This window comes from Saccharopolyspora sp. 6M (genome assembly GCF_020176775.1).
Classification (GTDB): domain Bacteria; phylum Actinomycetota; class Actinomycetes; order Mycobacteriales; family Pseudonocardiaceae; genus Saccharopolyspora_C; species Saccharopolyspora_C gregorii.
Genome location: NZ_JAIUJZ010000025.1, coordinates 40,223 through 56,589, shown reverse-complemented (window position 1 = coordinate 56,589; position 16,367 = coordinate 40,223). Strand labels below are relative to the sequence as shown.

General features: G+C 71.5%; 13 protein-coding genes. 9 read left to right on the top strand and 4 right to left on the bottom strand.

All coding sequences use genetic code 11. From position 1 onward, the window contains the following. Positions 1 to 544: 544 nt before the first annotated feature. The 3 genes from LCD31_RS04610 to LCD31_RS04600 form a co-directional block, all read right to left on the bottom strand. Complete coding sequence (locus LCD31_RS04610) at positions 545 to 4,258, bottom strand: FkbM family methyltransferase (RefSeq protein WP_224956186.1); 3,714 nt, start codon at positions 4,256 to 4,258, stop codon at positions 545 to 547. Between the two features lie 90 nt (positions 4,259 to 4,348). After that, entirely contained in the window at positions 4,349 to 5,692 is a 1,344-nt protein-coding gene (gene glnA, locus LCD31_RS04605; RefSeq protein WP_224956185.1) for a type I glutamate--ammonia ligase, read from the bottom strand. 93 nt (positions 5,693 to 5,785) lie between these two features. Beyond that, positions 5,786 to 7,360, bottom strand: coding sequence for an alpha/beta hydrolase (locus tag LCD31_RS04600; protein ID WP_224956184.1), 1,575 nt, complete (start codon positions 7,358 to 7,360; stop codon positions 5,786 to 5,788). Between the two features lie 83 nt (positions 7,361 to 7,443). Here LCD31_RS04600 and LCD31_RS04595 point away from each other — a divergent pair, with 83 nt between their 5' ends. After that, entirely contained in the window at positions 7,444 to 9,189 is a 1,746-nt protein-coding gene (locus LCD31_RS04595) for an NAD+ synthase (RefSeq protein ID WP_224956183.1), read from the top strand. On the opposite strand, the gene LCD31_RS04590 is transcribed toward LCD31_RS04595, so the two are convergent. Further along, positions 9,158 to 9,568 carry a hypothetical protein gene (locus LCD31_RS04590; protein WP_224956182.1) on the bottom strand — a complete coding sequence of 137 codons (411 nt, stop codon included), beginning with the start codon at positions 9,566 to 9,568 and terminating at the stop codon, positions 9,158 to 9,160. The two genes, LCD31_RS04595 and LCD31_RS04590, sit on opposite strands and share 32 nt — an antisense overlap. Before the next feature lie 135 nt (positions 9,569 to 9,703). Between LCD31_RS04590 and LCD31_RS04585 the strand changes: the two genes are divergently transcribed. The 8 genes from LCD31_RS04585 to LCD31_RS04550 all read left to right on the top strand — a co-directional run bounded on the left by LCD31_RS04585 (position 9,704) and on the right by LCD31_RS04550 (position 16,171). Further along, positions 9,704 to 10,579, top strand: a complete 876-nt coding sequence (locus LCD31_RS04585; protein ID WP_224956181.1) for a helix-turn-helix transcriptional regulator — start codon at positions 9,704 to 9,706, stop codon at positions 10,577 to 10,579. Then, positions 10,569 to 10,754 (top strand): DUF397 domain-containing protein, encoded by a 186-nt coding sequence (locus tag LCD31_RS04580; RefSeq protein WP_224956180.1) that lies wholly within the window; start codon positions 10,569 to 10,571, stop codon positions 10,752 to 10,754. Before LCD31_RS04585 ends, LCD31_RS04580 begins: the two co-directional genes overlap by 11 nt. A gap of 143 nt (positions 10,755 to 10,897) precedes the next feature. Then, positions 10,898 to 11,722: a transporter substrate-binding domain-containing protein gene (locus tag LCD31_RS04575; RefSeq protein ID WP_224956179.1), complete on the top strand. Its 825-nt coding sequence runs from the start codon at positions 10,898 to 10,900 to the stop codon at positions 11,720 to 11,722. A gap of 305 nt (positions 11,723 to 12,027) precedes the next feature. After that, positions 12,028 to 13,482: a sensor histidine kinase KdpD gene (locus LCD31_RS04570; RefSeq protein WP_224956178.1), complete on the top strand. Its 1,455-nt coding sequence runs from the start codon at positions 12,028 to 12,030 to the stop codon at positions 13,480 to 13,482. Positions 13,483 to 13,505: 23 nt separating this feature from the next. Next, positions 13,506 to 13,964, top strand: coding sequence for a roadblock/LC7 domain-containing protein (locus LCD31_RS04565; protein WP_373689972.1), 459 nt, complete (start codon positions 13,506 to 13,508; stop codon positions 13,962 to 13,964). Next, positions 13,961 to 14,329 (top strand): DUF742 domain-containing protein, encoded by a 369-nt coding sequence (locus tag LCD31_RS04560; protein ID WP_224956177.1) that lies wholly within the window; start codon positions 13,961 to 13,963, stop codon positions 14,327 to 14,329. The genes LCD31_RS04565 and LCD31_RS04560 overlap by 4 nt, the downstream gene beginning before the upstream one ends. Then, complete coding sequence (locus tag LCD31_RS04555; RefSeq protein ID WP_224956176.1) at positions 14,310 to 14,918, top strand: ATP/GTP-binding protein; 609 nt, start codon at positions 14,310 to 14,312, stop codon at positions 14,916 to 14,918. The genes LCD31_RS04560 and LCD31_RS04555 overlap by 20 nt, the downstream gene beginning before the upstream one ends. Next, positions 14,915 to 16,171, top strand: coding sequence for a cytochrome P450 (locus LCD31_RS04550; RefSeq protein WP_224956175.1), 1,257 nt, complete (start codon positions 14,915 to 14,917; stop codon positions 16,169 to 16,171). The genes LCD31_RS04555 and LCD31_RS04550 overlap by 4 nt, the downstream gene beginning before the upstream one ends. The last annotated feature ends 196 nt before the right edge of the window (positions 16,172 to 16,367 follow it).

The following is a 16,367-nucleotide window of genomic DNA, read 5'->3' as shown; positions in this document are numbered from 1 at the left end:
ACCGAGGCATATAATTCATCAAGATGAGTTTACCACTCACCATCATCGGCACGCTGTTGAGTTCTCAAAGAACACACCCGCACCATCACCCACAACCCCTGCATTCAGGGCCGCGAACTCCGGGGAGTCAGTTCATTCCGTCTTTCGTTCTTGCGATGTTCCAAACTCTAGCAGGCCCGATTTCCGGCCGTTTCAGGGGGGGTCGCTTTCGCGTTTCCGCGGTTTCCCGCGTCCCTGGCCGGCCCGATCGTCGACCTGTTCTGGAGTTGTCCACTGCTGAGTCGTGACCCGCTCCGCGAAGGAGCGCCTCTCGTTTTCAGCGACTGCCGTACGTTACCCGGTCCGCTTCGCGGTGTCAAACCCGCTCGTCCCGTCCGGTGCGCGCTTCCGGGTGAAACCCGGGCGCCGCCACCTTCGCCGTCCCCGCCAGGCTCTTGCGTCCTGTTCCGTCCGGCTTGCCGTGCGACGAAGAGAAAGTTACGCACACTCTCCGTGAATGTCAAATCGCCTGGTCAGACCCTTGACATCCACCGTCGGCGGAGGATCACTTCCCCTTCGGCCGGAGCCAGAGCTTCACCGTGCTCGTGCCCGCCGCTTCCACGGCCTCCAACAGCTCGGACGCGGGAACCGCCGTCGTGCGCCCGACCGGGACCAGCTCGTAGCCCCAGGTCCCGAACTCGCGCAACGCGGTCGCCGGGTCGTCGCCGAGTTCGGCGATGCCGGCCGGGGTGAACGAGCAGATGATCGACGGACGGTCCCGCCGCAGCAGCCGGACGAGGCCGCCGAGCACCCGGTGGACGCGGGCACCGACGTCGACGTGCACCACCGACAGGGTCATGTCGTGCAGCGTCGCGGTGCCCTCCAGCTCCTTGTCCAACCGGACGCCGGGCACCCGGCCCTCGGCCGGATCGGACTCCTCGGCGGGACGCACCGAGACCCCACCGGCCAACGAGCGCTCCGCGACCAGGTCGGCGGGGGCGTCCCACGCGGCGGCCTCGATGGTGGTGAGCCGCTGGCCCCAGGCCGCGGGCACGTTCACCTCCACGTTGCGCTGCAGCAGGGCCCGGCCGTCCGCGCTGGGCTCGACCGCGATCACGGCACCGCTGTTGCCGAGCCTGCTCAACACCCGGACCGCCTGGTAGCCCACGTAGGCGCCGACGTCGAGGAACACCCCGTCCGGTTCGAGCAGCGAATCGATCAGCGCCGAGGTCTCCGCGTCCCAGGTGGCGTGCGAGGACAGCCACGGCAGCATCAGGCCGTCGTCGGCGGGCAGCCGCAGCAGCCCGGCGTCGCAGAGCACCGGGGTGCTGGTGCCGTCGCCCGCGCCGGTGTTGCGCTCGTGCTCGCGCAGCAGGATGCGCTGCAGCACGTCGGTCCGGTGCAGTGCGTAGGCCGCGTCGCTGGTGGCGGAGCGCAGCGTCGTCTCCAGCTCCTGCTCCCGGGCCGCTTCGCGCTCCTGCTCCAGCGCGTCGATCCGGTCCAGGGTCCGTTCCACCGCGATGGTGAGGCTGTCGAGGCGCTGCGCCAGCAGGTCGTCCTGCGCACCGGGCTCCGCGGCGGAGCCGCCCTCCAGCGCGCGGAGCCTGCGGTGCTGGTCGGCGAGGTCCGCCCGGGCGCGCACCATGCCGTCGTCGATGCTGGTGAGCCGTTCGTCGAGCTGGTCGTGGCGCTGGTCGACGCGGCCGAGCTCGGCGCGGAGCTGGTCGATCTCCTCCCCGCCCCCGTCGGCGTCGTACTGGCGGCGCAGCAGCTCCGCCGCGGTCTGCTCGACGCCGTCCACCATCGAGCGCAGCACGTCGCGGATGTGGTCGTCGTAGTGGCTGAGCACCCGCAGCACCGCCTTGCGCAGCGCAGGGGCGACGGAGTTCCGGCCGCCCGCGCCGACGTCGGGCGCCCGGTGCAGCGCGTGCCGCGCGACCAGCAGCGGGTGCAGCGGGTCGTCCAGGTCGCCGTGCCGGTCCTTGGCCCACTTGGTGCGCCAGTTCCGGTAGGCGTGCTCGACGTGCCCGCGCAGGCGCTCCGCGGCGTGGTTGACGCTGTGCTGGGCGAGCAGGTGGTCGCGGGCGCGCTGCCCGGCGGCCGCGATGGCCTCCGGATCGTCGGCGGCGGCGCGGAGCGCGGCGGCGGCGGCCTCCACGTCCGGTTCGCCCTGGCCCTGGCAGGGCACCAGAGTGGCACCCGCGGAACCGAGGAGTTCGGTGACGGCGCCGTGGTCGGCGGCCAGCACCGGCACCCCGTGCGCGGCGACCTCCAGCAGCCGCAGCGCGTACCGGTCGCCGCCGGCGGGGCGGTGCAGCGAGGCGACGCAGTCGGCGGTCGCGAGCAGCGCGTCCGTGTCGATCTCGTCCTCGACCAGGTGCACGCGCGGGTCGGAGGCGGTCGCGAGCCGGAGCCGCTCGGCGGCTTCCGGGTGCGCGGCGGCACCGGTGACGGCGATCAGCAGGTGCGCGTCCTCCCGTTCCGGGAACGCGGCGAAGAAGGCGGTGACCAGGCCCAGCACGTTGTCCCGGCGTTCGTCGGAGTGGTCGGCGAAGGCGCCGATGACGAACTCCTCGGACAACCCGTGGCGGGCGCGGGCGGCCTTGCGGGTGGGCAGGTCCACCGGGCCGGGGTCGAGCAGCGGGAGCGCGACGACGCGGGTGGTGGGTCCGCCCGCGCGGCGGGTGGCCTGGCGGGCGGCTTCGGAGAGCACCCAGGCCTCCACGGCCCCGTCCGGATCGGTGCCGTCGGGCTGCACGTCGACCAGGTGCCGCCCGGCGGGCACCGCGAGCCCGGGTTCGCAGCGCAACACCACCGGGTAGTACGGGGTGTCCGCGGACGGCAGCCCGGAGGCGCGCACGGCGGCGCGGACCAGTTCCGCGGTGCGCCCGGTGCCGAGGACGGCCACGCCGAGCTGGTCGACCAGCGTCGAGCGCTCGGTGTCGCCGCGGTCGCCGATGGCGGCGGCGGGGACCCGGCCGCTGGCGACGCCGACGCCCGCGCACCACTCGCGGAACCCGGCGGCGTCCGCGCCGAACGGCTCCGGGTAGCTGCCGCGCAGCACCTGGTCGTCCGCCCACACCGCGGCGGTCCACCGGGATCCGCCCGCGGCGCGCTGCTTGTCGTCGGCGGGTTCGCAGGCCCAGCCGAGGAAGTCGGCGGGACCGCCGCCGGGCGCGAACGGGCTGGCCGGGGCCGTCCCGCGCTGCCACGCGTCGAGGTAGTCGCGGCGCAGCGCAGCGGGCAGCGGGGTGCCGTCGGGCAGCGCGTCGTACGGGTGCGGCTGTTCGCGGGTGTAGCCGGCTTCGACGAGCGCGTTGCGGTAGGCGGCGCACAACCCGGCGAGCACCGGGTGCTCGGACAGCAGCACCCGCGGCCGGTCGGCGTAGTGGGTGGACAGCAGCCACGGCCGCTGCGGCTGGAACCCGTCGAAGTGGATGCTGCGCAGCAGCGCGCCGTCCACCGCGTGCCCGCCGTCGCCGGTGGGGATGAGTTCGCGCTGCGCCGCGTTCCACACCGACAGCCCGACGCCCGGATCGCGCAGCACGTGGTGGTCGACGAGCGCGGGCGCGCCGTCGAGGAGCATCCCGACGCTGGGGTCGGCGCGGACCTGCTCGGCCCAGGCGGCGAGGAAGTCCTCCGCGCCGGGCCGGACGCCGAGCACGCTCGGGTCGAACGGCCCGGACTCGACGAGGTCGGTGGCGCTGGGCCGGAACCCGTCGGCGTAGAGGGTGCGCAGCACGCGCGGCACCAGCGCCACGGGCCGATCGGGGGTGAGTTCGCGCAGCAGGTCGTCGAACTCGCTGAAGATCTGCACCGACGGTTCGAGGTAGAGCGCGGTCGCCCCGGTCGCCAGCAGGTGCTGCAGCAGCCGGGGCCGCAGCACGGCGCGGAGCTGGTCGGCGGTGCAGGCGACGGCGAGGCGGGCGAACTCGTCGTCGTCGACGCCGATCCGCCCTGGCGTGACCACGTCGCCGCCGGGGGCCGCGCCGCCGACCGGCAGCACGACGAAGCGGGCTCCGGGGTGGTGGCGCAGGAACGATTCGCGCAGCACGCGGGCCGCGGGCAGCTGGCCGGGCCCGGCGACGGTGCAGCCGATCAGGGTGGCCTGCTCGGCGTCGAAGTCCGCGTCACCGGCGGCTCCGGCGGCTTCGTCGTCCCGGCCGTCGTGGTGCTCGGCGGGCCATTCCGGTTCGTCGGCCCGGTGCTCCAACAGGTCGGCGGTGGCTTCGGCGTCGGGGGCGCCGGGGGGCTCGGGCTGCGCCTGCGAATCAGTCACGGGGGCGAACCTATCGCCCCGCCCTCCGGCTGCCCACGGCCTGACCCCAGGAGATCGGCTTGAGCCCGGTCACAGGGGGTCGGGTGCCGGTCACAACATCGGCATCAGGCTCTGCAGCTCGTAGGGCGTGACGCGGCTGCGGTACCCGTCCCACTCGTTGCGCTTGTTGCGGAGGAAGAAGTCGAAGACGTGCTCGCCGAGGGTTTCGGCCACCAGCTCGGAGGTCTCCATCTCGGTGAGCGCGTCGTTGAGGTTCTGCGGGAGGCTCGCGTACCCGGCGGCCTTGCGCTCGCCCTCGGTCAGCGACCACACGTCGTCCTCGGTGGCGGGCGGCAGCTCGTAGCCCTTCTCGACCCCGCGCAGGCCGGCGGCGAGGATCACCGCGTAGGCCAGGTACGGGTTGCAGGCGGAGTCGAGGCTGCGGACCTCGACGCGCCGCGAGGAGGACTTGCCGGGCGAGTACATCGGCACCCGCACCAGCGCGGAGCGGTTGGCGTGCCCCCAGCACACCGCGGTGGGCGCTTCGCCGCCGACGATGAGCCGCTTGTACGAGTTCACCCACTGGTTGGTGACGGCGCTGATCTCGCGCGCGTGGGTGAGGATGCCCGCGACGAACGCGCGCCCGGTGTCGGAGAGCTCGTAGGGGTTCTCCGGGTGGTAGAAGGCGTTCTGGTCGCCCTCGAACAGGCTGAAGTGGGTGTGCATGCCGGAGCCGGGCTGCGCGGTGAACGGCTTCGGCATGAAGGAGGCGTGCACGCCCTGCATGAGCGCGACCTCCTTGACCGTGTACCGGAACGTCATCACGTTGTCGGCCATGGTGAGCGCGTCGGCGTAGCGCAGGTCGATCTCCTGCTGGCCGGGGGCGCCCTCGTGGTGGCTGAACTCGACGGAGATGCCCATCGCTTCGAGCGTCTCGATGGCGTTGCGCCGGAAGTGCGGGGCGGCGTCGTGGCTGGCCTGGTCGAAGTAGCCGCCGGAGTCGGCCGGTTCGGGTTCGACGCCGGTGGTGGGCAGGTTCTTCAGCAGGAAGAACTCGATCTCGGGGTGCACGTAGCAGGTGAACCCGGCCTCGGTGGCCTTGGACAGGGTGCGGCGCAGCACGTGCCGCGGGTCGGCCCAGCACGGGGAACCGTCCGGCATGGCGATGTCGCAGAACATGCGGGCCGAGTAGTGCTCGCCGTCCGGGGTCTCCCAGGGCAGGACCTGGAAGGTCGCCGGGTCGGGCTTGGCGATCATGTCCGACTCGTAGATGCGCGAGAACCCTTCGATGGCGGAGCCGTCGAACCCGATGCCCTCGCTGAAGGCACCTTCGAGCTCGGCGGGCGAGATCGCCACCGATTTGAGGATGCCGAGGACGTCGGTGAACCACAGCCGCACGAAGCGGATGTCACGTTCCTCCAGGGTGCGGAGCACGAACTCCTGCTGGCGGTTCATGCCCGCAGCCTAATTCCTGCGCTGCGCGGGTTGCGGGACCGCGCCCGTTGCGTCCTGGTTACCGTCCGGTTCGCGGGACGCCGGTGGTGGTGATCACGTGCAGCGGGTGCCTTCGGCGGGCAGTTCGAGCTCGGTGAGGTAGTCGATGCCGGCCTGGTCGACGCAGCTGTCCCCCTGCAGGAACGCGGTGTGCTGGGTGCCCTCGAAGGTGAGCAGCCGGGCGCGCAGCGCTTCGGCGAGGTGCACTCCCGCGTCGTAGGGCGTGGCGGGGTCGCCGGTGGTGGAGATGACCAGCAGCGGCGGGAGCCCGCTGACCGAGGGCTGCTCGGCTTCCCCGGTGACGGGCACCGGCCAGAACGAGCACATGTCCATGGCGCTGTTGGCGGGCAGCCCGTCGTCGAGGAACGGGGCTGCTTCGCGGTAGCGGCGGTCGGCTTCGCGCAAGACGTTCCGGTCGGTCACGCGCGGGTCGTCGACGCAGCGCACGGCGTTGAACGCGTCGGTGATGTTGCTGTAGGTGCCGTCGGCGTCGCGCCCGTAGTAGGAGTCGGCGAGGGTGAGCAGCACGGTCCCGCGCCCCCGGGCGAGCTCTTCGAGGCCGGTGTTGAGCGCGGGCCACATGTTCTGCGCGTAGAGCGCCTGGATGACGGCGGTGGTGGCGTCGGTGTAGGACAGCTTCCGGTCCCCGGCGGGCACCGGTTCCGCCAGCAGCGGCCGCGCGAGCCGCTGGAACGCGGCGGTGGCCCGGGCGGGGTCGGGGCCGAGGGCGCAATCGCGGCGTTCGGTGCACCAGCGGGCGAAGGAGTCGAAGGCGCGCTGGAACCCGGCGCCCTGCAGCACCTGCTCGTCGATGGCGTCCTGGCTCGGGTCGATGGCGCCGTCGAGGATCATGGCGCGCACGTTGCCCGGGTACTGCTCGGCGTACGCGGAGCCGATGCGGGTGCCGTAGGAGTAGCCGAGGTAGGTGAGCTTCGGGTCGCCGAGCGCGGAGCGCAGCACGTCCATGTCCTGCACGACGTCCCGGGTGCCGACGTGGGCGAGCACGTCGGTACCGGTGCGCTGCGCGCACTTGCCGGAGTACTCGCGCACTTCCCGCTCGGTCTCGGCGGTGCCCTCGGGCGAGGGGTCGGCGTCGGAGTCGAGCCGGTCGGCGTCCCACTCCTGGTCGGTGAGGCAGCGGACGGCGGGTTCGCTGGCGCCGATGCCGCGCGGGTCGAAGCCGACCTGGTCGAAGCGGGTGCCGAGCGGGGTGTTCTGCAGCGCGGGGCCGAGGCTCGCGGCGGCGCTCATCCCGGAGGCGCCGGGCCCGCCGGGGTTCATCAGCAGCGAGCCGATCCGCTGATCGGGGTCGGTGGCCGGTTTGCGCAGCACTCCGATGCTGATCTGCCTGCCCTCCGGGTGGGCGTGGTCGAGCGGCACCTGCAGCCGGGCGCATTCGAGGGCGCGGTCCTGGAAGGCCGTGCGGTCGGCGCTGCTGGTGGCGTAGTCGGCGCACGGTCCCCAGTCGAGCTGCTGGCCGTAGTACCGCTCCAGCCCGGCGGGCACGGGCCCGGCGGGACCGCTGCGCTCGGAGTGCGGTTCCAGCAGCGGCGCGCTCGGCGTGGTGGAGCAGGCGGCGGCACCGCTGAGCAGCAACAGCGCGCAGGCGGCGGTCAGCAGGCGACTCATTCAGGCGATGGTGTCACGCGTTCGGAGTCGGGTTGGTCACGGGCGGTGGGTCTTCTTCCGGCGGGTGCGCGAAGATGACGTTCATGCCGCAGTTGCGTCTCGCTCTAGCCCAGGTCAACGCGACGGTCGGGGACATCGCCGGGAACAAGGCGATGGTCCTGGACTGGACGCGCAAGGCAGTCCAGGAGGGCGCCCACGTGGTGTCCTTCCCGGAGACGGTGCTCGCCGGTTACCCGGTGGAGGACCTGGCGCTGCGCAAGTCGTTCGCGGCGGCGAACCGGGCGGCGGTGGACGCGCTGGCGGTGAACCTGCGCGAGGCCGGGTGCGGGGACGCGCTGGTCGTGGTGGGCCACCTGGACCGCGATGACGAGGGCCTGCGGAACTCGGCATCGCTGCTGCACGGCGGTGAGGTGGTGGCGACCTACGACAAGTACCACCTGCCGAACTACGGCGTGTTCGACGAGGCGCGCTACTTCGCCCCGGGTTTCGACCTGCCGATCGTGAGGCTGCACGGCCTGGACGTGGGCGTGGTGATCTGCGAGGACATCTGGCAGAACGGCGGCCCGGTGGCGGCGCTGGGCGCGGTGGGCGTGGACCTGGTGGTGTGCGTGAACTCCTCGCCGTACGAGCGGTCGAAGGACGACGTGCGGATGCCGCTGGTGGCCCGCCGGGCCGCGGAGGCGGGGGCGCCGATCGCCTACGTGAACATGGTGGGCGCGCAGGACGACCTGGTCTTCGACGGCGATTCGATGGTGGTGGGCACCGGCGGCGAGGTGCTGGCGCGCGCGCCGCAGTTCACCGAGCACCTGCTGGTGGTGGACGTGGACCTGCCCGCGGGCGGGCACACGTCGACGACGGTGCCGGAGCCGGAGGGCCGGTTGCGGCTGCCGGCGTTCGACGTGACGCGCACGGTGCTGCAGCCGGAGCCGCTGGCGCCGTACGAGCCGCTGCCCGCGCCGCCCCCGGCCGAGCCGCTGCCGGAACTGGCGGAGATCTGGTCGGCGCTGGTCACCGGGTTGCGGGACTACGTGCACAAGAACGGGTTCGGTTCGGTGGCGTTCGGCTTCTCCGGCGGCATCGACTCGGCGCTGTGCGCGGCGCTGGCGGCGGACGCGGTGGGCCCGGACGCGCTGCACGGCGTGGCGATGCCGTCGGAGTACTCCTCGGAGCACTCGCGGTCGGACGCGGCGGAGCTGGCGCGCCGGTTGGGCTGCCACTTCCAGGAGATCGCGGTCGCGGACATGGTCTCGGCGTTCGTGGGCCCGCTGGGGTTGACCGGGCTGGCGGAGGAGAACGTGCAGGCCCGTTGCCGGGGCGTCACGTTGATGGCGCTGTCGAACCAGCACGGGCACCTGGTGCTGGCGCCGGGGAACAAGACGGAGCTGGCGGTCGGCTACTCCACGATCTACGGCGACGCGGTGGGCGGTTTCGCGCCGATCAAGGACGTGCCGAAGACGCTGGTGTGGGAGCTGGCGAAGTGGCGCAACGCGGAGGCGGAGAAGCGCGGCGAGGTGCCGCCGATCCCGGAGAGCTCGATCACCAAGGAGCCGTCGGCGGAGCTGCGCCCGGACCAGACCGACCAGGACTCGCTGCCGCCGTACGACGTGCTGGACGCGGTGCTGGACGGCTACGTGGCGGGCGACCGGGACTACTCGGACCTGGTGTCGGACGGGTTCGACGCGGACCTGGTGGAGCGGGTGATCCGGATGGTGGACCGGGCGGAGTACAAGCGCCGCCAGTACCCGCCGGGCACCAAGATCACGCTGAAGGCCTTCGGCCGGGACCGGCGCCTGCCGATCACCAACCGCTGGCGGGAGAGCCGGCCCTGATCCTTCCGGGCGGACGGCTCGCCCACCGCTCCCGCCGGGCGGGCGGGCCGTTCCCCTTGAGGGCGGCGAGGGACAGCTCCGGGGTCGGGCCGTGGTTGAGGTGCACGGCGAGGAGTTCGGTGCCGCCCCAGACCAGGAAGAGCTCGCGGAGGAACGCGCGCTGCGCGCCGTCGGCGTCGTAGGTGCCGAACTCGGCGACGTAGAGGCCGAACCGGCAGCGCTGCGCGGTCAGCTCGCGCACCGCCCACACCTGGAGCCCTTCCAGCAGCGAGATCTCGTCGCCGGACGCCGGGTCGACGTCGTGCTCGACGAGCAGGTCCAGTCCCTCTTCCGGGCTGGTGAGCTGCATGAGCGAGTAGCAGGCACGCACTGGGATCACGTCCTTCTGGGAGGTCTAGGCTGCGAACGATCGACACCCTCCGTGTCGATCAGATCACCGATCGTAAAGTGTCATAGGTGACTTACCCAGGTCTCTGACGGGTGATCTTTCGCTTTCGCCGGGAAGGACGGACCGATGGGATCGACGCGCGCGACGATCGGGCGCAGGCAGCTCGGCGCGGAACTCCGCGATCTGCGGATCGCCGCCGGGCTCAGCCAGAAGGACGCCGCCGAGGTGATCGAAAGCGACACCAGCCTGATCAGCAGGCTCGAACGCGGGCAGCGCTCGATCAAGATGATGGAGCTCGACGCGCTGCTGCGGCACTACGGCGCCCCGGCCGACCGGCGAGCGCAGATCGCCGAGCTCGCCAAGGCCGCCCGGCAGCGCTTGCCGCGCCGCACCTACTCCGACAACCTGCCCGGCGCGTTCCGGCGGCTCAGCGATCACGAGCAGGACGCCGCCGAGATCTGCTACTCCGACAGCGAGCTCATCCCCGGACTGCTCCAGACGGAGGACTACATCCGGGCGATGATGCGGCTCAACCGTCCCGACGTGTTCAAGAACAGCGAGGACGACGTGGATGCCCGCGTCGAGTTCCGCTTGCAACGTCAGCAACTGCTGCGGAAGCCCGACCACCCCTGGATCTGGTTCGTGATCGGTGAGGCTGCGATCCGACGCCCCGTCGGCGGAAAAGATGTGCAGCGCCAACAACTTCTCCACCTCGTCGAGGTGATCGAGCAGAACAGCCGAGTGACGGTCCAGGTTGCTCCATTGGCAGCCGCCGATCATCCGCTGCTCGGCTCCAATCTCGAGATCCTCAAGTTCGGCGGTCTTGCCGCGGACATCGTTCACCAGCCAACCTTCATCGGCGGCGGCGTCTACCTGACGGAAGATCGCGATGTCCGCGAGTGCACGCGCCTGTTCGACCGCCTGCGCGCGGTCGCGCTGGGGCCCGATGACACACGCGCCTTCATCGCAGAACATGCGAAGGAACTCGAAGATGACAGATGAACGACCGAACTCGTGGTTCAAGAGCAGTCGCAGCGGCCCGCAGAACAACAGCTGCGTCGAAGCACGGTTCACCGCGCACGGCATCGACATCCGGGATTCGAAGGATCCCGGCGGTGGTCGTCTCCATTTCAACTTCCGGGTGTGGCGGGACTTCGTGACCCGGCTACCGCGGTAGGAACGCGGCCGGACGCACCGGTTGCGCGGAGTGGAGCAACCGGTGAACGGATCACTGGACCGATCATGGTGGACGAATGGCGCACTCGTTCCGATAGTCTCCCCGTCACCGAGCCGCACAGCTGAGCTGCCGAGAGGGCTTGCATGGGGTGGAGAACAACGGCGTCCGCCGCCGCGCTCGCCGCGTTGACGGGAGTGCTCGGCGGCGGCTGCGCTTCTCCCGGCGGCGAACCGGAAAGCGCGGGAACCGATCAGTCCACTGCGGACCGGTCCAGGTTGGACGAGGTCGCCGAACGCGGCGAGCTGCGGGTGTGCAGCACCGGGGACTACCGGCCCTTCACCTACCGCGACGAGGCCGGGGCCTGGAGCGGCATCGACGTCGACATGGCGCGCGACCTGGCCGCGTCGCTGCACGTACGCGCCACCTTCGTCGGCACCACCTGGTCGACGCTGAACGAGGACTTCCGGCAGCGGTGCGACATCGCGGTCGGCGGCGTCTCGATCACCCTGGAGCGAGCCCGCGAGGTGTTCTTCACCGAGCCCTACGCGGTCGACGGCAAAACTCCGATCACCCGCTGCGAGAACGCGGCGCGATTCCGGACGCTGGAGCAGATCGACCGGCCCGGAGTACGCGTGGTGGTGAACCCGGGCGGGACCAACGACAAGTTCGCCCGCGAGAAGTTGCACCGCGCGGAGATCGTTCCGCACCCCGACAACAACACGATTTTCGACCAGCTCCGCAACGGCCGAGCCGATCTCATGATCACTGATGGTTCCGAGACCAAATGGCAGGCAAGGCAACACCCCGAACTGTGCGCCGTGCACCCCGACCAGCCGTTCACCTTCGCCGAGAAGGCCTATGCGCTGCCCCGCGGCGACGTGGACTTCCAGGAGTTCGTGAACCAGTGGCTGCACCTGCGGACGCACGACGGAACGTACGACCGGATAGCAGAACCGTGGATCGGCTGAACCCCGGAAGCGGAACCGAAAAGGCCCGCAGCAGGAATCGTGGCGGCCCGAACCCGCCCCGACCAGGCGCACCGCGGCGCGGACACGCACTCCACCAGCGGAGATCACCTACCGGTGTTTCCACGCCCCGGAGAGTGAGTAGCATCGCGAGCCCAGGGGAGATCCGCGGGATTTCACCGAGCAAGCCGGACCAGGGGCTGCCGGGGGCGCACCCGCCCCGCCACCCGCGCTGCGCTCCCCCACCGCACCGCCGAGGGCCCGCGGTGCGCAGGCCAGAGCCACCGACCGCGACGAGGACCTGATTGATGTCAGCACCCACCTACACCCAATCCGCGGCCAAGCGCCGCCACCTGGCCCGATCCCTGCTGGTACTGCTGATCTCCGGGGTCGTCACCGCTGGGCTGAGCACCTGGGCCGCGCTGGCGAGCCCCGAACCCGCGCGGCTGGTGATCGCCTGGAGCACCGGCATCGCGGCCGCGCTGATCAGCATCGCGTTAGCCCTGGCCAGCTGGGGGATGCAGAACGCGAACTTCTACCGCACGCGCGCGGAGAAGGCCGACGGCGCCACCGCGAAGCTCGCCGACAAAACGCTCCCCGCGCTGGTCACCCGGCTGCGGTCCGGGTCCTCGGTGGACACCGCGCTCAGCGAGATCGACCACCCGCGCAACCCGACCCACCAGCGCATCCTGCGCACCCTCGGCCAGGAGATCGGCAACGGGGAACGCTCCCGCGCCGCCGCCATGCTGGCGTGCGCGAACGCCGCGGGCCGGATGCAGGCGCTGTCGACGAACATGCTCGCCAGCCTCCGCGAGATGGAGGAGCGGCACGACGAATCCGTGCTCGGCGACCTGCTCGAACTCGACCACACCACCGCGCAGGCCGGCCGCCTCGCGGACAGCATCGCGGTCCTCACCGGTGCCCGCTCCGGCCGCCGCTGGACCAAGCCGATCAAGATGGAGAGCATCCTGCGCGGCTCGGTCGGCCGCATCGCCGCCTACAAGCGGGTCCGGCTGCACTCCACCAGCACCATCGCCATCGTCGGCTACGCCGCCGAAGGCGTGATGCACGCGCTGGCGGAGCTGATGGACAACGCCACCAGCTTCTCCCCGCCGTCCGAGCTCGCGCACGTCTACGTCGAAGAGGTCCACTCCGGTGTCGTCGTCACCATCGAGGACGGCGGCCTGGTGATGAGCGAGGCGGCGATGAAGCGCGCCGTGCACGCCGTCGGCTCCGAACCGCTGGACCTCACCAAGCTCAACGGCACCCGGCTCGGCCTCGCCGTCGTCGGCTGCCTCGCCCGCAAGCACGGGCTCACCGTCTCGTTCCGCCCGTCCTCGCGCGGTGGCACCGGCGTCGTCGTGATGATCCCGCGCAAGCTGATCACCCAGCCGCGCAAGCAGGAGGAGATCACGCTGCCGAGCCGCAGCGTCGGCGTCACCCCGCGGCCCGCGCAGCTGAGCTCCGTCCCCAGCGGGGGCACCACCACCGCCACCGGAACGCTGCCGCGGCAGGACGTCGCCACCGACACCCGCACCGCCGACACCGCCGACCGACGGGAGCCGACCGTGCAGAACCTGCCCAAGCGCCGCCGCGGCGAAACGCTCGCGGCCGCGGCACCGTCCCTGGCGGCCGGACCCGAGGACGAGACCACCAAGAAACCCGCCCCGTCCCGGCCGCGGCCGAACGCGGGCGCCCGCTTCGGCGCGTTCCGGCAGGCGAGCCGGCCCAGCGACGGCTCGCAGTCCGACGACGCGCGCTGATCGACCTGCCGACGAAAGAAGGAATGGAGGCAGGGGCGACCGGCCACGCCGGGAACCCCGACATCTCGATGAACAACGACCACAACCTCGACTGGTTGCTGGAGAACCTGCTGGGACGCACTCCAGGCGCCAAGCACGCCCTCGTGCTGTCCAAGGACGGCCTGAAGGTCTGCCACTCCCCCGGGCTCAGCAACGACCAGGCCGACCAGCTCTCCGCGATCGCCTCCGGCATCCAGAGCCTGTCCTACGGCGCCTCCGTCGAGTTCGGCGACGGCAGCGGCGGCGTCCGGCAGTCCATGACCGAGTTCCACGGCGGCCTGCTGTTCATCGTCGAAGCCGGTGAAGGCGCGCACCTCGCCGTGCTCGCCGACGAGGAAGCCGACGTGGGCGTCATCGGGCACAACATGAACGAGCTCGTCGAGCAGATCGGCGACTACCTCAGCGCTCCCCCGCGCCAGGCCCAGCCGAGCGGGTTGTCATGACCTGGCGGCCCCTCCACAACGAAGATCCGGACCGGCTCTACACCGTGACCGGGGGACGCAGCAGCGCGAACGAAGAGTCGCTGGACCTGGTCACGCTCATCGTCAGCGAGTGCGACCCGGCCCCCGGCATGCAGTCCGAGCACATCCGGATCCTGCACATGTGCAAGCAGCCGATGGCGGTCGTGGAGATCTCCTCCCACCTGGGCATGCCGGTCGGGGTGGTGAAGATCCTGCTGTGCGACCTGCTCGACACGAACCGGATCACGGCCCGCCACCCCACCTCCGCGCCGTCCGGCCGCAGGCAGGCGCAACTCCCCGACCCCGACATCTTGAAGCAGGTTCTCGTTGGACTCCACAAGCTCTGACCCCACGAGCCGGCCGCTGCGCAGCACCGCCAGCGACGGGCTCAAGATCGTCATCGTCGGCGGCTTCGGGGTCGGCAAGACGACCATGGTCCGCTCGGTCAGCGAGATCCGTCCGCTGAGCACCGAGGAGACCATGACCCAGGCGAGCCTGGGCATCGACGACTCGACCGCGGTGCGGGACAAGACCACCACCACGGTCGCGTTCGACTTCGGCCGCATCAGCTTGGACGCCGAGCGGGTGCTGTACCTGTTCGGCGCCCCCGGGCAGCAGCGGTTCTGGTTCCTCTGGGACCGGTTGTTCTCCGGGACGCTCGGCGCGGTCGTGCTCGTCGACACCCGGCGCCTGGAGGACTCCTGGTACGCGATCGACCGGCTGGAGCACCACGGCATGCCGTTCATCGTGGCGCGCAACAACTTCGGGGAGCAGGACCACGACCTCGAAGCGGTGCGCGACGCGCTGTCGCTGCCCGCGCACATCCCGCTGATCGACTGCGACGCGCGGGACCGGACGTCCAGCAAGAACGTGCTCATCGAACTCGTCAACCACCTCTACGCGCTGGCCACCGCGCCCGCAGGGGCGAGACCATGAGACCGGCCGACCCCGGTACCGCCGACCGGCCGGGCTGCCCCGTGCGGCACGACGGCACCGTCGCGCTGCACGGGCCGCAGTTCACCGAGGACCCGGCCGGGCTGTACCGGCGCATGCGCGCCGAGCACGGCCCGGTCGTGCCCATCGAACTGGAAGGCGGGGTGCCCGCCTGGTTCGTCGGCGACTACCGCGAGATCAACGAGGTGTGCGGCGATCCGCGGGTGTTCGCCCGCGCGCCGCACCGCTGGCGGCACTGGGACCGGGTCCCGGAGGGCTGGTCGCTGCTGCCGTACGTCGCCGCCCAGCCCTCCATGGGCTTCACCGAAGGCGACGAGTACCGCACCAGGGTCGAGATCTTCGCCGACGTGCTGGGCGGGTACGACCAGTTCGAGCTGCAGGCGCACTGCGAGCAGCACGCCGACCGGCTCATCGACGCCTTCGCCACCGGCGGCGAAGCCGAGCTGATCGCGCAGTACGCCGACGCGCTGCCGCTCTACGTGCTGGCCCAGGTGTGCGGGGTGGCGCCGGAGCAGACCGAGGGCCTGGTCCACGACATGACCGGCTCCATCGGCGGCGGGGACAGCACCGCCGCGCTGGACCGCATCGTGCGGCGGATGCACTCGATGGTCGCGGCCAAGCGGGAGAACCCCGGGCCCGACCTCACCAGCCGGATGCTGCGGCACCAGGACCGCGTCACCGACGAGCAGATCGCCTACGACATGCTGATCACGATGACCGCCGGGCACCTGACGGTGGCGCACTGGATCGGCAACACGATGCGGTTGATGCTCACCGACGAGCGGTTCGCGATCGGCCTCGCCGGGGGCAGGCGGTCGGTCGGGCAGGCGCTCAACGAAGTGCTCTGGGAGGAGACCCCCACCCAGAACTACATCGGGCGCTACGCCACCCAGGACGTCCAGCTCGGCGGCAGGCTCATCCGGGCCGGGGACATGCTGGTGCTGGGGCTGGCCGCGGGCAACACCGACCCGCGGATCCGGCCCGGCTCCTACGCCGACTCCGTCGGCAACAACGCGTTCCTGTCCTTCGGCATCGGGGACCGCGGCTGCCCCCACCCGGCACCGGAGGTCGCCGAGACGATCGCCCGCGCCGGCATCGAAGTGCTGCTGGACCGGCTGCCCGACATCCGGCTCGCGGTGCCGCCCGGCGAGCTCCGGTGGATCCCCTCGGTGTGGATGCGGGGACTCACCGCGCTGCCCGTGCGGTTCAGCCCGAGCTACGTCGTCGGCGCCTGAACCGGCGCGCCCGGTGGATCGGCCGACGTCCACCGGTCGCGGCAAGACCGAGGATGCCGTCACCCGTCGTCGGCAACGGCCGCTCGCCGCGCGAGCCGGGCCGACGTCACCTGACGACATCCGGTGATCCGACCTCGACCGGGCCGGACCAGGCCCGGTCGTGCACCGGAGATCAGGCCACTCCCTGTCCGAACGG

Excerpts from the sequence above, each read along its gene's own strand:
- LCD31_RS04585 (WP_224956181.1), top strand. The coding sequence starts at position 9,704 with ATGGGATCGACGCGCGCGACGATCGGGCGCAGGCAGCTCGGCGCGGAA.
- LCD31_RS04595 (WP_224956183.1), top strand. The coding sequence starts at position 7,444 with ATGCCGCAGTTGCGTCTCGCTCTAGCCCAGGTCAACGCGACGGTCGGG.
- LCD31_RS04575 (WP_224956179.1), top strand. The coding sequence starts at position 10,898 with ATGGGGTGGAGAACAACGGCGTCCGCCGCCGCGCTCGCCGCGTTGACG.
- LCD31_RS04580 (WP_224956180.1), top strand. The coding sequence starts at position 10,569 with ATGACAGATGAACGACCGAACTCGTGGTTCAAGAGCAGTCGCAGCGGC.
- LCD31_RS04600 (WP_224956184.1), bottom strand. The coding sequence starts at position 7,360 with ATGAGTCGCCTGCTGACCGCCGCCTGCGCGCTGTTGCTGCTCAGCGGT.
- glnA (WP_224956185.1), bottom strand. The coding sequence starts at position 5,692 with ATGAACCGCCAGCAGGAGTTCGTGCTCCGCACCCTGGAGGAACGTGAC.
- LCD31_RS04570 (WP_224956178.1), top strand. The coding sequence starts at position 12,028 with ATGTCAGCACCCACCTACACCCAATCCGCGGCCAAGCGCCGCCACCTG.
- LCD31_RS04565 (WP_373689972.1), top strand. The coding sequence starts at position 13,506 with ATGGAGGCAGGGGCGACCGGCCACGCCGGGAACCCCGACATCTCGATG.
- LCD31_RS04560 (WP_224956177.1), top strand. The coding sequence starts at position 13,961 with ATGACCTGGCGGCCCCTCCACAACGAAGATCCGGACCGGCTCTACACC.
- LCD31_RS04550 (WP_224956175.1), top strand. The coding sequence starts at position 14,915 with ATGAGACCGGCCGACCCCGGTACCGCCGACCGGCCGGGCTGCCCCGTG.